Raw genomic sequence first — 13,471 nt, 5'->3', positions numbered from 1 at the left:
TTAAATGTCGAAAAGCAACGATCAGCTCCTATCTACCATTTTTTGGGCCGACTCGTCATACCTTGCACCGGTATTGGGATATTTAGCTAACAACTGTTCTATCTGGTTCAAGTTTTCTGATGTTAGTTCAACATCCGGAGCACCCGCATTGTCGGCCAATTTATTACGTTTCTTGGTACCAGGTATCGGGATAATGTTGTCGCCTTGTTTAAGTATCCAGGCTAAAGCCAATTGGGCCGGGCTGCAATCTATCTCTTCGGCCAGATGGGCAAAGGCTTGCGCCAGCTTTTGATTATTATCCTGGTATTCTTCCTGATAACGCGGCAGTTTCTTGCGGAAATCATTATCAGGCAGGGTGCTTAAATTAAGGGTATTAGTCATCAGGCCACGCGCCAAAGGACTGAACGGCACAAAGGCAATACCTAGCTCTTTACACGCCGGCAACACACTTTGTTCAACATCACGGGTCAATAAAGAATATTCACTTTGTACCGCACTGATTGGGTGTGTGGCATGTGCCTTACGAATTGAATTTGCAGAGGCCTCAGACAAACCTAAATAACGTACTTTGCCTTCCTTAACCAGCTCACCCATTGCCCCTACCATTTCTTCTACCGGCACATTCGGATCAATGCGGTGGGCATAGTAAAGGTCAATTACATCTATCTTCAAACGTTTTAAACTGGCTTCGATTGCCTTTTTCATATAAGCCGGCGAGCCATCAAAAACCATATCTCTGCCATTGCTGCCTTCGCGCTGCGTAAAGCCAAATTTGGTGGCAATAAATATCTTGTCGCGATTAGGTACTAATACATTAGAGATTAGTTCTTCATTGGCACCGCTGCCATAAACGTCGGCCGTATCCCAAAAGTTAACGCCCAGGTCGAGCGCATAATTTAATGTGGCTATAGATTCTTTATCATCGGGCACGCCGTAGGCATGTGACATACTCATACAGCCTAAGCCGATAGCCGATAGCTTCTCGCCGTTTCCAAAATTTCTGTATTTCATTATAGTGGTAAATTGTATAATCCAAATTTATATTGTGGAAGCAACAAACGAATCAGCGGAATGTAATAAGTAGATGATTCGGCCAAATAGTAAGGACATATTAAGCCTTATATAAAACACTTTCGTAACATAGTAGTTCTAGATTATAAAATACCGCTAAACCGCCTGTATCCTAAATCGACACATAATTAATTAGTAATAGAATATTTTTATAATTTAGTGGTTTCCACCTATTGATTATGCCATCAAAGAAAGCGTCCTCAACTTCAAAACAACTCTCGCACGAATTGCCCAAAACCCCTACCGGTATTATCGGATTAGACGAAATTACTGTAGGAGGCCTCCCTACTGGCAGACCAACATTGGTTTGTGGCAGTGCAGGTTGCGGTAAAACTTTATTATCCCTTGAATTTATTGTTAGGGGCGCACAAGAATATAACGAACCCGGTGTTTTTATTGCCTTTGAAGAGAAAGCGGATGAACTGGCAACCAACGTTGCCTCACTGGGTTTCGATCTGCAAAAACTTCAGGATCAGAAAAAAATCAAGATCGATTACATACACATTGATCGTAGCGAGATAGAAGAAACGGGGGAATACGACCTCGAAGGCCTTTTTATCCGTCTCAATTACGCTATTGACAGCATTGGCGCGAAACGAGTGGTGCTTGATACCATCGAAAATCTCTTTTCTGGCCTCACCAACCAAGCCATATTACGTGCAGAACTGCGCAGGCTATTTCAGTTTCTTAAAGATAAAGGTGTAACCGCTATTATCACCGGCGAACGGGGAGAAAAAACCCTTACCCGTCAGGGGCTGGAAGAGTACGTATCGGATTGCGTGATCTTGTTAGATCACCGCATCATTAATCAAATATCTACCCGAAGATTACGTATCGTTAAGTACCGTGGTACTTTGCATGGCACTAATGAATATCCTTTTTTAATTGATGAAGACGGAATCTCGGTGTTACCAGTAACATCGTTAAAACTAAACAAGGCGGTATCGTCAGACCGTTTTTCGTCTGGAATACCCGCTCTCGATAAAATGTTAAGCAAAGGCGGTTTCTATCGTGGTAGCAGTATTTTAGTTTCGGGCACGGCTGGCACGGGCAAAACCAGTGTGGCAGCCAGCTTCTGTAATGAAGCTTGCAACCGTGGCGAAAAGTGTATGTTTTTTGCGTTTGAAGAATCTCCGGCGCAGATTATACGTAACATGCGGTCTATTGGTATGGATTTGCAACAACATGTTGACAGTGGCTTGTTGCAATTTTATGCTTCGCGCCCTACCCTTTATGGCCTAGAGATGCATCTGGTTGCCATTCATAAAGCCATTAGAAGATTTAAACCACAAGTGGTAGTGTTGGATCCTATTACCAACCTTATTACTGTAGGTTCTGTAAGCGATGTAAAATCGATGTTGGTTAGGTTAATAGATTTCTTGCAGGAAGAACAGATTACCGTAATGTTTACGGCTTTGTCTTTAAACACGGTGGTTAACGAGCAAACAGATGAAGGAGTTTCGTCCTTAGTAGATGCCTGGCTGATGATCAGGGACATTGAAATGAATGGCGAGCGAAACCGTGGTTTATATATTATGAAGTCGCGCGGCATGAAACACTCTAACCAGGTGCGCGAATTTGTAATCTCAGATAATGGCTTAGATCTTATTGATGTTTACTTAGGCCCCGATGGCATACTTACCGGTTCGGCTCGCGAAGCACAAATGCTACTTGAAGAAACAGGGCAAGTACTGCAAACACATGCTGTAGGCGTTAAAGACCGCGAACTATTGCGTAAGCGTAAGGTGCTTGAATCTAAAATAGAAAGCCTCAGATCTGAGTTTGAGTCAACCGAAGAGGAACTTAACAAAGCTTATGTCGAAAACGCCATCAAAAAAGAAGTGTTGGAACAGAATCGGCAGAAGTTGACCACACTAAGAGGAAAAAACATTAGCGACGCCGACTCGGAGGACGAAATTAAAAAGACTAAAAAGAAGAAATAGTGAGTAAAGCATATGAATTAAGGCTATATGTGGCAGGCAAAACAACTAAATCTGTTGCTGCATTAAATAACCTCAAAAAATATTGTGAAGAACATTTGAAAGGGCAATACAGCATAGAAGTAATTGACTTGCTTGTACATCCGCAACTTGCCGAAGGTGATCAAATATTGGCCATACCAACGTTAGTAAAAAAAGTACCAGAACCGGTACGCAAAATAATAGGCGACTTATCTAATGAAGAAAAGGTACTAGTGGGCTTAGATATCCGCACAAAACAACTTTAATATGATTATACAGCAACTATGGTAACCGACGGTGATAGTACTGATTGGGGCGAAAGCGAAGAAATGATTTACAAACTCCGTTTGTTTGTAACCGGTGCTTCGCCAGCATCAGTGCGCGCCATTAACAACCTGCAAAATATTTTAGAACAGCATTTAAAAGACCGGTACGAGTTAGAGATCATAGATGCCTATCAGCAGCCGCTGCTGGTAAAAAGTGAAGATGTTACTGCTGTACCCGTGCTAATTAAAAAAGAACCAACACCTTTACGCAAGCTGGTTGGTGATATGTCTGATACAGACAAGGTGCTTCGGGGCCTTGGCTTGTTATAAACCTTTTTGAGATTTTGGAAAGCATAAAAACATATGATGACCTTTTAACCGAGCTGAAAGTTTTACAGCAGGAGATGGAGGAAACACGCTTCCGCTTAGAAGAGGCAACAGATACCATTGAGGCCATACGCACCGGCGAGGTTGATGCACTTATTGTAAACGACGGCGACGGGCACCAGCTATATACACTTAAAAGTGCCGACCAAACCTACCGAATCTTTATTGAACAGATGACTGAGGGGGCTGTGACTGTAAACCCAGACGGTCTTATATTATATAGCAATTCGCAATTTGCAGCACTAATTGGATTACCATTGGAGCGGATAACCGGAAAATCCTTTTTTAGATTTGTTACCGAAGAGTGTAAGGAAGATTGCCAATTGCTAATAAAAAAAGCCTGGAGCCAAAGTACTAAGGGTGAGTTGAGTTTATTAACAGATCAGAATAAAAAAGTATCCGTACTACTCTCTTTAACCACCCTCGATCTGGATGAAGGGTTGTCGTTAAGCGTGATTATAACCGACCTCACTGAGCAAAAGGAAACTCAAAACTTGTTGGAGCAAAAAAATGCTGAGCTAGAAGAAGCCCAAAAAATTGCCCAGCACCTTAATGCAAATCTCGAACGCACAGTTAAAGAACGAACAAGCGAACTTGAAATCACTATTCGCGAAAAAACGAAAATCGAAGAGAGCCTGCGCGAAAACCAGCAACGCTTACAACGGGTATTAGATACGATGGCCGAAGGTGTAGGCATTATAGACCTTAATGGCCATTTGATATATGCCAATCCAATGGCGCAAACAATGTTTAGCCTTAAGGAAAGCCAAAACAAGTTGCAGGTATTTGATGCGCCCAACTGGCAAACCTTGCGCATTGATGGCTCTGTACTGCCTAAGGAAGAACATCCGATTGTTATTATGCTGGCTAATCAACAAGCGGTTTATGATCAGGAAATTGCTATACAGCAACCTCATCATAACGAACCTGTTTATATATCTATTAACGCCTCACCGCTAGTAGATCAGAATGATCAATTAACCGGCGGTGTTGTTACGTTTACAGATGTAACTGCCCGCAGAAAGGCTATGCAGCAAAAAGATGATTTCATTAGTATTGCCAGCCACGAGTTAAAAACACCGGTTACCAGCCTCAAGGCCTCGATACAATTATTAGACCGGATGAAAGACAACCCATCGCCGGTAATGTTAACCAGGCTGATAGAGCAATCGGGCAGAAGTTTAGAAAAGCTTAATAATCTGATCAACGATCTGTTGAACGTTAACAGAATTACTCATGGCCAACTTGAGTTGCGCAAGAAGCAATTTGTATTGGCAGATATGATTGATAATAGCTGCCATCACTTGCTTGCCGTTGGTACGCACCAAATACAGTTAAATGGCGACTTTAACGTGACTGTTTATGCTGATGAACAAAGGGTTGACCAGGTAGTAGTTAACTTTTTAAACAATGCTGTAAAATATGCTCCAGATTCCCGGGATATATTAATTACCGCAGAGCGAATGACAAACAGTATAAAAATAGAAGTCAAGGATAATGGTCCGGGGATATTACCAGAAAAGATTCCTCACCTATTTGACCGTTATTACCGTGCTGACCATAGCGGCGCCCAGTTTTCGGGGTTGGGGCTTGGATTGTACATTAGTGCCGAGATTATTAAACGCCATGGCGGGCAAATTGGCGTAAATAGCGAATTAGGCAAGGGAAGTACATTTTGGTTTACGCTTCCCCATTAATTTAAGAATATCTTATAAACCATAAATCAACGGTTTCATTAACAGAAAAGGCCGAACTAATATAAAATTAGTCCGGCCTTTTGTACAATAAGTATAATCTTTTGTGTTAGTTAGCTACCGTTTTGTAGGTATAAGGCAGCGTGGTTATCTGTCCGGTTGCAATTTGCGCAACGCTGATAGATACGAAGTTACCGTTACTGTCATAAACTGTGTTGGTAGAAATAAAGTTGAATGTACCTGTTATCGTTTTCTTAACAGTATCGATAGCCGTAACGGCGATAGACTGTGAACCATCTTTAGCAGTACCAAACGGTACATATAGATAACCACCAGATGTTTTCTGTTGTGTGCGGTAATCAAAAGTAGCATTGGTAGTGTAAGTACCTATAGGGAAACTGCTTCCGCTTGTTGCGTTGCTTTGCGTTACTGTAAGGTTTACTTGTTGTGGGTATTTGGTACCACTGCAGGTTAACACTTTAGTTTTAGTAGCCGCATTATAAGTTATAGTAGCACCTAAAGTATCTGCAGGAGCCCATAAAGTACCGTTAAGATAAGCCTGAAAAGCAGTAATAGGCGCTGTAGTAGTTGTGGTCGAGGTAATTTCGTCTTTCTTACAGCTTTGGATCAGAAACGCACAAAAAACAAGTAAAAGAGTATATTTTATTTTCATCTGTGAAATTTAGCTCAAAGTAAAGTCATTTATTGTTTAAAAAGTATGATTTCACACATTTTAACATTTGACTTTAGCTGAACCTTTTTTTGTAGGGATTAACTTCCCTGTAAACGTCGTTTTAAACAATATTGTATGCGGCAAAAATAATAAATATTGTTTCTGTTTACCGATGTTGGAAATTTAATTATTAAGGCGAGTTAATCCAGCCGATCTTCACTGTTAAAGAAGCCAGCAAGTGCGTCACTACAGTATTTAATAATAGGTTGTATAACTGCTATTTTACCTCTTCCAGGTTATACCACTCCCTTATGTTATCTACCTTGGTAATTAATATACGTACCTGGTTGGTAATCTGAGCGGCGGCCTTCACGGCGGCCTCTAGTACAAACGAGGCGTTCATCTCTCCTATCCAATTGTATTCGCCCGTAGGTAATTTATAAACAGGGCTTGTTGAGGTTAGTTGAATGGTACAAAAAAAGCCATTGGCTTCCATAGCGTCGTTAAGCGTTTGGTAGGCGCCATGGTCATTTGAGCCAAGTATTTCTATCCTGGTAGTGTATAAGGCCATAAATTGATGTGAGGTTAAAGCGTTTCCTTTAAATTTATGTCATTTAGACAAATTTCCAGCCCGGTGTTTTCACGGTATTTTATCGCTTTAAACACGCGTAAAAGTTAAATATTACCGGAACCTCTTATCTCAAAGAGCCAGTCGGATTACAGCCCCACTTGGGAAATGTCATGTCAAGATTAAAAAATCATTACTTCTGTCTCTAATTGGGCGTTTTCTTTTGATATGCCTCCAATTTGTTTTTAATTGCATAGATGAACATCTCATCAAAGAAAAAAACAATTGCAGTAGATATGGACGGCGTACTGGCCGATGTGGAAGCACAATTTTTAAGCTGGTACGAACGTGACTACGGAGTTAAAATGACCAAAGACCAATTGAGCGGCCTTACCGAAGACACCGCCTTTCCCGAAAAAGGTGCCATCCACCGCTTCGCGCGAACTGCGGGATTCTTTTCAACCCTGCCTGTTATGGAAGGCGCTGTTGAAGCCATTAAAAGCCTGTCTGAAAAATTTGAAGTATATATCGTTTCGGCGGCAATGGAATTTCCGTTGAGCCTTTCGGAGAAACTAAAGTGGTTAAATACAAATTTCCCTTTCATCAGTTGGAAGAACATTATTTTCTGCGGCGATAAAAGTATTATCAATACTGACTACATGGTAGACGACCACCTTAAAAATCTCGACAATTTTAAGGGCAAAACGATTATGTTCCACGCTTTTCACAATGTGAGTTACCATCATCACACCCGGGCCAATAATTGGAAAGAAGTAGTGGCATTGTTGGAAAAGGAGGCTTAAAGAGTTCGTGGGTAATAGTTCATGGTTCATAGCTACCAGGTAATGTAAATTTCCTTCAATCAGTCATGAACTATCGACTATGATCACCCTTGAATTAATTGACAATTTTGCTACAATCAATTTTGCCCTTTATACGTTAAAGAGTGAAACAAGAATACATCTACACATATAATGACGTCTAAAAATAAGAGAGTACTGATCCTGGATGATAACGAAGACATGCTGGAGTTGGTAAAGGAGATCATGCTCAATGAAGGATACGAAGTGGAAGGCTTTACTTCTACAGACGATATCATTCAATTAGTTAAACAGCACCAGCCAGATTTGGTTATTACAGACTATATTTTATCGGGCATAAACGGTGGTGAATATTGCCACCAGATTAAGGTTCATCCGGAAACGAGCCACATCCCGGTAATTATGCTTTCGGCATTTACGCGCGTGCTCGAATCATTGGGGAATTATGGGTGGGATGCGTTTATAGCCAAACCCTTCTCGCTCGACGAGATTACCAATACGGTTAAAGATCTTTTAAATCTCAGCGAAGAAAATTGTTGCGCTTAAGGGCAAACGGTTTTCTCATTTAAAGGGGCATTTAGTAGTTTTAAAGCATGAAAAACATGCTAAGACTATTAATGTCCCTTTTATTATGCTGTGGTTATTTTTCGGCACGGGCCCAAACTTCGGCCGGCGATCTAATTAAGCAGGGCATAGAACTACACAACCAAGGTAATTACACTGAGGCCATCAACAAGTTTAACGAGGCACTAAAAATTGAGCCAGAAAACGGCTATGCCAATTATGAAATGGCATTTTCTTACTACGCTTTAAAAAAGCCCGATGATGCAATCGGGTATCTTAATAAGGCTATTAAAACAGATAACGCCAAATTAAAGGTAGCTGCATACAGCTTGCTTGCCAGCATTTATGATGATAACAAGCAACCTCAAAAAGCTATAGACACCTATAATGAGGCTATCAAAATCAATCCTGATTATCCGCAAATTTATTATAACCTTGGTATCGCCTATTCGCGTGCCGGTAAATACCCCGAAGCTGAACAAGCGGCTATCGACGCCATTAAACACAATCCGAAAGACCCGAGCAGCCAACGTTTATACGGATTGGTTACCTTTCATCAAAATAAGCGGGTAAATGCCTTAATGGGCTTATGTAGCTTCATCCTTTTAGAACCTACTGGCACACGCGCTGCCGAAGCCTACGGCAACATTCAGCATATATTACAAGGCGGAATATTGAAAGATGCCAACGGCAATACCAGTATCTCCCTTTCCCCAAAAGACGATCAGCAAACCAGTACGCTAAACCTGAGCCTGTCTTTAATAGCACAATCTGCCTCATCAAAAAAATTGAGCAGTATGGATTTGCTTGAATACCAATTGAAAAATATTTTCACAATGGCCGGTGAGTTAGCCGCCAAGAAAACTGATAAAACGTTTTTCGATAAATTTTATGTCGATTACTTTTATAAGTTAGCCCAAACCAACTATATGCCAGCATTTGCGCATACCATCGCCTTAACTGATACCAAGGCAAACAATGCGACATGGGGCAAGCAAAATACCCAGCAAATCAATGACCTGGGGCAATGGCTGCAAACTACTCAACGTGATTTTTAGATCTAACACATAAAAAGAGAGCCCCTCGCAAATTGCGAAGGGCTCTCTTTTTTAAAACACACACAATAATTAAAGGTTGCTGAAACCACCATCGAGCAGTAAGTCGCCTCCGGTCATATATGATGAATCATCCGAGGCGAGGAATAAAAACCCTTTAGCCATTTCTTCCACAGTGCCTGATCTCTTCATAGGGGTTACCTGTTGGAAGAAGGCCTCCATTTCGTTAGATTGTTCTTTAGTAAAACCAGCTTTTTCGAACACTGGAGTAATGATAGAGCCCGGAGAAAGCGCGTTAACGCGGATTCCTCTGCCTACCAGATCAGCCGCGAAAGCTCTAACTAACGCACGTTCGGCTGCCTTTGATGAGATGTAGATAGACGCACCAGCCAAACCTTTGTTAGCTACTGTTGAAGAGGTAAGCACGATAGATGCGCCATCATTAAGATACGGCAAAGCTTTTTGTACGGTGAAGAACACGCCTTTGTAGTTGATATTGCTGATAAAATCGAAAGTTTCTTCGGTAACGTCTTCTAACGGGCCCATCGCTACCACACCTGCGTTAACAATTAATACATCTATTTTACCAAATTCGTCGGTTACTTTTTCATAAAGCGGATTAAAGCTGTTAATATCGGCCACATCACTTACCCAGCCAATAGCACCGTTTCCGATCTCCTCTGTAGCACTTTTTATGGTTGCAGAGCTACGGCCTGTGATGGTGACCTTGGCTCCTTCTTTTGCAAATAATTTTGCGGTTGCTAATCCTATACCGCTGTTACCACCTGTAACAACAGCTACTTTGTTTTCTAATTTACGTGACATTTTGTTATCGTTTTGATATAACAAAGTTGCCGCGATTCGAAAATTTTAAAGATGAACCAGCTTAGGAAATTCGGTTGAACTACTTCAACTTTTCCGCCTCACTTTGTTGTTACGGATCTTGGAAAGAAACTCGGTGGTCATGCCCAGATAAGACGCCAGTGCGTATTGAGGTAAGCGTTGTGCAACACGAGGATAGGTTTCGAGAAAATCGTTATACCGTTCTTCGGCCGTGCGTGTAAGCGCCGATATAATGCGCCGTTGATGGAACGCTGCGGTACGCTCTGCCCCTATTCTAAAAAAAGTTTCAAACTTATGGTTGGCAGCCTTTAGGGCTTGCTCGGCATCGTGTTCTATTTGTAAAACGGTGCTATCTTCTATGGCTACCACAAACATGGTGGCTGGCTTTTGGCCTAGATAGCTGTTAATATCAGAAATCCACCAGTCTTCCAGGGCAAACTGTATGGTATGGTCAACCCCATCTTGCCCGATAACGTACGATCGGAAAGCCCCTTGTAATATATAAGTGCGATATTTCGCTACAAAATCGGGCTGGATTATAAATTGGCGCTTTTTTACTTTTCTTAATTTAAAAGCACTTAGTATTTCAGCTAGTTCTTCAGGCGTGAGATCAATTCTCTTCTGAATATGTGATATGAATGGATCTAACTCGTTCATTTTTAGCATCCGTTACCTGCAACGGTTTTGAAACTAAACTTACAAAAAATCCTGTTAGACGCGTTACTTCTTAGCATTACCTTTGATCACATGCTCCATCGAATCTGAAGTACGGTAGTTCAACCCTACGGTTGTACCACAGGTTAAATCAATAGTCACCCCGGTTATCTTACCGGCTAAAGGCGAAGCCAGGAACACTGCAGTATTAGCTACATCCGCCATAGCCGGCATTTCTTTGAGCATCGTATCGGCTTTCATTTTTCGTAGCACAATTTCCATTTCTTCCGGATTAGCCGAAATGGCTTCCTTAAACACGTTAGAGTCTGGCGAACCACCGGAGCGAATATTCACTACCCGCACACCGTAAGGCCCGTTTTCAGAGGCCAGGTTTCTAAAGAACCCCTCAATAGCGCAACAAGCCGGACCAAACCCACCTACGCCAGGGTAAGCCACACCACCGGGCGTAGCCGTTAACGACAAGATAACTCCCGATTGCTGCTTAATCATTACTCGCGCGGCAGCGGTACTTGTAATAAACTGCGTTTGCATAGCTATATTAGTCGGGCGCGTAAAGTCAGCAACAGTCATTTCTGTTAAGGGTATCCCCTGTATAGCCTGGGTGTCTATCAGGTTAAAAGAAATGTCTACAGTACCTGCATTGTGTACAACTACATTGACATGATCATTTACAGCTTGCTCATCCAGCGCATCAACTTGAGCTGCTTCCGCAATTCCACCAGCAGCAACAATTTCGTTCAGTACTTTATTTACCGAAGCCAGATTACGGCCGGTTAAAAATACTTTGGCCCCTGCTTCTGCAAAGGCTTTAGCGATAGTACTACCTAACGAGCCGCCTGCACCGTAAATAATGGCGTTCTTATTTTTTAATAGCATAACTAAATATTTAAGACCATTTAAAGCTAAGGCTATTTTCCTGCAGGCAAACGGTGCAATAATGACATTTCGAGGGGATATTTGCGACAAATAACCAAGCTTAAAATTCTAAGTTTCTCTATTTTTGCTAGCATGAAACCAGCATTGATTTTTAGTTTAGTTATACTCTTTTTTCTTCCAACTATAACTAAGGCCGCGGCCTACTGGCTGGAAGTAAAAGGCAACGGAAAACTAAATAATAGGGTAAAGATTGAGGTTTGCTATGGTAATATTGACGCCTTTAATATCCGTCATCGCGATACAGGTGCAGAATTAAAACTTACCGGTGAGTTCAAATTCGTTGTGCTAAATCCGGAAGGTAAGAAGACAGCGCTTACGCTTACTCAGCAGTCAGATTGCTGGTCGGCAGAATTTACGCCTACCCAAAAAGGCACTTATCAAATACTAGGAATTAATGATACTCACCCGGTAGTCGACCGCTCGAAATCGGGAGGCATTAATGTAAAGCCTGTAGATTATTTATCGGCAGACTATAGTGTAGAAGAAAGTACTTTAAGATCGACGCCCGAACAATTGCTGCACATAATAGTTGAGCGTGAAGGGAAATTGATAACCGTTAAAGCTTTCAACAATGGCTCAGCGGCTGCCAAAGGCACCAAATTAAGAGTATTTAATCCGGAAAACTGGGAGAAAGAATTAACCTTAGATGAAAAGGGAGAAGCTGCTTTTAAGACCACTATGCCGGGTCTTTACATTATTCGCGAAGATTGGGACGATAACTCTGCCGGAACTTATAAAGGAATCGCTTACACCAGTATAAGGCATCGTTGTAATTACTGTTTGCTGGCCGATTAATACGCCAGCAAACAATAATCAATTTTGTTAAGCTACAGCCACTCGGGGGCTTTTCTTGGTTTTCTTTTTAGTCTTTTTTCGTTTACCCAGCCAAATCAGCATACCTGTTATGGGCAGGCTGGCGGTAAATAAGCTCACCAGCAAATACAATAACTTGGTAGGCCAACCCAACAGACTACCGGTGTGTATCGGCAAAATCATTCTGCGCACTTTGGTGCCAGTACTTACTTCACTATACGGTAATTTTTTAATCAAGCCACCGGTATGGCTGTCGAAAAAGGCAGCATCTACTTGTCTTATCCTACTTTCCTCAGGCTCCTTTTGCACCGTTGTAGCCAAAGCCGGTTTCGCGGGCATGGCAAAAGCAACAGAGCCGTTGTACGGGTAAATGGTATTGATCTCGTTATACATCAACTGATAAACACCATCATTAACCACTTTAGTTTTTTCTTTATTTTTAACTTTTTCGGCTTTTTCTACTTTACCATCAATCACTTTAAACAGCATATCCTCTACCCAATCGTAGCTCCAAACAAAGCCGGTAAAGGTTATAAATAGTAAAACGATAGACATATAAAAGCCACTTACCGCATGCAAATCCCAGGTGAGACGTTTGCCCGATGCATTCCATTTGATTTTGAAACGCTGTTTCATCGCAGCCTTGTTAGCCGGCCACCAGATGATTAAGCCACTGATAACCAAAAACAGGCAAATAGCACAGGAAATACCTGTAACTATTTTGCCTTGTTTACCCATTAAAAGGTAGCGGTGCAAACTGCGCACCTGCTGAAAGAATTGTTTATCATATGGTCCCTTGCCCAATACCTTACCAGTGTAGGGATCAATGTAGACCACTTTAATTCCCTTCTCTCCTTTTGCACCTATGCGCGCTTCGACGCTGCGCTCGGCCTCCTGAGGGATAATTAAGCGGCTCAGTTTTTTATCGGGAAAAACGGAATTGGCTATCTGCACCAAACTGTCGACGGGTATACGCGTACCCGATACTTTTACCACTTGTGTTTTGTGGAAGATGAGCGGTTCGAGCTCATCTTCAAAAGTCAACAAACTACCGGTTAGCGCTACTATAATCAGTATAATACCGGCCGCAAGGCCAAGCCATAAATGCAACCAACCGGTTATGTTCTTAAAAGTCTTCATTTAC

General features: G+C 41.8%; 15 protein-coding genes. 8 read left to right on the top strand and 7 right to left on the bottom strand.

Annotated features, from left to right (window positions below):
• Positions 1 to 21: 21 nt before the first annotated feature.
• On the bottom strand, positions 22 to 1,011 hold the full coding sequence (locus GSY63_RS21110; protein ID WP_166587839.1) for an aldo/keto reductase: 990 nt from the start codon (positions 1,009 to 1,011) through the stop codon (positions 22 to 24).
• A gap of 239 nt (positions 1,012 to 1,250) precedes the next feature.
• On the opposite strand from GSY63_RS21110, the gene kaiC reads away from it, so the two are divergent.
• From kaiC to GSY63_RS21090, 4 genes are read left to right on the top strand one after another with little or no spacing between them, the layout of a single operon-like run.
• Positions 1,251 to 3,014, top strand: coding sequence for a circadian clock protein KaiC (gene kaiC / locus GSY63_RS21105; protein ID WP_166587838.1), 1,764 nt, complete (start codon positions 1,251 to 1,253; stop codon positions 3,012 to 3,014).
• Entirely contained in the window at positions 3,014 to 3,298 is a 285-nt protein-coding gene (gene kaiB, locus GSY63_RS21100; RefSeq protein WP_166587837.1) for a circadian clock protein KaiB, read from the top strand. The genes kaiC and kaiB overlap by 1 nt, the downstream gene beginning before the upstream one ends.
• An 18-nt stretch (positions 3,299 to 3,316) precedes the next feature.
• Positions 3,317 to 3,628: a circadian clock KaiB family protein gene (locus tag GSY63_RS21095; protein WP_166587836.1), complete on the top strand. Its 312-nt coding sequence runs from the start codon at positions 3,317 to 3,319 to the stop codon at positions 3,626 to 3,628.
• A 14-nt stretch (positions 3,629 to 3,642) separates the two neighbouring features.
• A complete protein-coding gene (locus GSY63_RS21090) occupies positions 3,643 to 5,382 on the top strand; it encodes a PAS domain-containing sensor histidine kinase (protein WP_166587835.1) in 1,740 nt (579 codons plus the stop codon).
• 106 nt (positions 5,383 to 5,488) lie between these two features.
• Here the strand turns inward: GSY63_RS21090 and GSY63_RS21085 are convergent, their stop codons facing one another.
• Positions 5,489 to 6,052, bottom strand: a complete 564-nt coding sequence (locus GSY63_RS21085; protein WP_166587834.1) for a hypothetical protein — start codon at positions 6,050 to 6,052, stop codon at positions 5,489 to 5,491.
• Positions 6,053 to 6,329: 277 nt separating this feature from the next.
• The gene (locus GSY63_RS21080) at positions 6,330 to 6,623 is read right to left on the bottom strand and encodes a hypothetical protein (RefSeq protein WP_166587833.1); all 294 of its coding nucleotides are present in this window, start codon (positions 6,621 to 6,623) and stop codon (positions 6,330 to 6,332) included.
• 254 nt (positions 6,624 to 6,877) lie between these two features.
• Between GSY63_RS21080 and GSY63_RS21075 the strand changes: the two genes are divergently transcribed.
• The 3 genes from GSY63_RS21075 to GSY63_RS21065 all read left to right on the top strand — a co-directional run bounded on the left by GSY63_RS21075 (position 6,878) and on the right by GSY63_RS21065 (position 9,063).
• On the top strand, positions 6,878 to 7,423 hold the full coding sequence (locus GSY63_RS21075; RefSeq protein WP_166587832.1) for a 5' nucleotidase, NT5C type: 546 nt from the start codon (positions 6,878 to 6,880) through the stop codon (positions 7,421 to 7,423).
• Between the two features lie 171 nt (positions 7,424 to 7,594).
• A complete protein-coding gene (locus GSY63_RS21070) occupies positions 7,595 to 7,987 on the top strand; it encodes a response regulator (RefSeq protein ID WP_166587831.1) in 393 nt (130 codons plus the stop codon).
• A 56-nt stretch (positions 7,988 to 8,043) separates the two neighbouring features.
• A complete protein-coding gene (locus GSY63_RS21065; protein WP_166587830.1) occupies positions 8,044 to 9,063 on the top strand; it encodes a tetratricopeptide repeat protein in 1,020 nt (339 codons plus the stop codon).
• A gap of 69 nt (positions 9,064 to 9,132) precedes the next feature.
• Here GSY63_RS21065 and GSY63_RS21060 read toward each other — a convergent pair whose 3' ends face one another.
• From GSY63_RS21060 to GSY63_RS21050, 3 genes are all read right to left on the bottom strand, one after another.
• Positions 9,133 to 9,885, bottom strand: coding sequence for an SDR family oxidoreductase (locus tag GSY63_RS21060; protein ID WP_166587829.1), 753 nt, complete (start codon positions 9,883 to 9,885; stop codon positions 9,133 to 9,135).
• 84 nt (positions 9,886 to 9,969) lie between these two features.
• The gene (locus tag GSY63_RS21055) at positions 9,970 to 10,560 is read right to left on the bottom strand and encodes a Crp/Fnr family transcriptional regulator (RefSeq protein WP_166587828.1); all 591 of its coding nucleotides are present in this window, start codon (positions 10,558 to 10,560) and stop codon (positions 9,970 to 9,972) included.
• A 63-nt stretch (positions 10,561 to 10,623) separates the two neighbouring features.
• On the bottom strand, positions 10,624 to 11,454 hold the full coding sequence (locus GSY63_RS21050; RefSeq protein ID WP_166587827.1) for an SDR family NAD(P)-dependent oxidoreductase: 831 nt from the start codon (positions 11,452 to 11,454) through the stop codon (positions 10,624 to 10,626).
• Positions 11,455 to 11,586: 132 nt separating this feature from the next.
• Here GSY63_RS21050 and GSY63_RS21045 point away from each other — a divergent pair, with 132 nt between their 5' ends.
• Positions 11,587 to 12,309, top strand: a complete 723-nt coding sequence (locus GSY63_RS21045) for a hypothetical protein (RefSeq protein WP_166587826.1) — start codon at positions 11,587 to 11,589, stop codon at positions 12,307 to 12,309.
• Positions 12,310 to 12,336: 27 nt separating this feature from the next.
• Here GSY63_RS21045 and GSY63_RS21040 read toward each other — a convergent pair whose 3' ends face one another.
• Complete coding sequence (locus tag GSY63_RS21040) at positions 12,337 to 13,467, bottom strand: PepSY-associated TM helix domain-containing protein (protein WP_166587825.1); 1,131 nt, start codon at positions 13,465 to 13,467, stop codon at positions 12,337 to 12,339.
• Positions 13,468 to 13,471 lie beyond the last annotated feature (4 nt).

The sequence above is a fragment of the Mucilaginibacter agri genome, from assembly GCF_009928685.1.
GTDB lineage: Bacteria > Bacteroidota > Bacteroidia > Sphingobacteriales > Sphingobacteriaceae > Mucilaginibacter > Mucilaginibacter agri.
Note: the sequence above shows the minus strand (reverse complement) of the source record. Positions and strands in the feature narration are given on the sequence as shown.

Bases quoted from the DNA above. Each gene is read 5' to 3' on its own strand.
- kaiC (WP_166587838.1), top strand. From the start codon at position 1,251: ATGCCATCAAAGAAAGCGTCCTCAACTTCAAAACAACTCTCGCACGAA.
- GSY63_RS21055 (WP_166587828.1), bottom strand. From the start codon at position 10,560: ATGAACGAGTTAGATCCATTCATATCACATATTCAGAAGAGAATTGAT.
- GSY63_RS21050 (WP_166587827.1), bottom strand. From the start codon at position 11,454: ATGCTATTAAAAAATAAGAACGCCATTATTTACGGTGCAGGCGGCTCG.
- GSY63_RS21045 (WP_166587826.1), top strand. From the start codon at position 11,587: ATGAAACCAGCATTGATTTTTAGTTTAGTTATACTCTTTTTTCTTCCA.
- GSY63_RS21065 (WP_166587830.1), top strand. From the start codon at position 8,044: ATGCTAAGACTATTAATGTCCCTTTTATTATGCTGTGGTTATTTTTCG.
- GSY63_RS21070 (WP_166587831.1), top strand. From the start codon at position 7,595: ATGACGTCTAAAAATAAGAGAGTACTGATCCTGGATGATAACGAAGAC.
- GSY63_RS21095 (WP_166587836.1), top strand. From the start codon at position 3,317: ATGGTAACCGACGGTGATAGTACTGATTGGGGCGAAAGCGAAGAAATG.
- GSY63_RS21075 (WP_166587832.1), top strand. From the start codon at position 6,878: ATGAACATCTCATCAAAGAAAAAAACAATTGCAGTAGATATGGACGGC.
- GSY63_RS21080 (WP_166587833.1), bottom strand. From the start codon at position 6,623: ATGGCCTTATACACTACCAGGATAGAAATACTTGGCTCAAATGACCAT.
- GSY63_RS21085 (WP_166587834.1), bottom strand. From the start codon at position 6,052: ATGAAAATAAAATATACTCTTTTACTTGTTTTTTGTGCGTTTCTGATC.
- GSY63_RS21110 (WP_166587839.1), bottom strand. From the start codon at position 1,011: ATGAAATACAGAAATTTTGGAAACGGCGAGAAGCTATCGGCTATCGGC.
- GSY63_RS21060 (WP_166587829.1), bottom strand. From the start codon at position 9,885: ATGTCACGTAAATTAGAAAACAAAGTAGCTGTTGTTACAGGTGGTAAC.
- GSY63_RS21040 (WP_166587825.1), bottom strand. From the start codon at position 13,467: ATGAAGACTTTTAAGAACATAACCGGTTGGTTGCATTTATGGCTTGGC.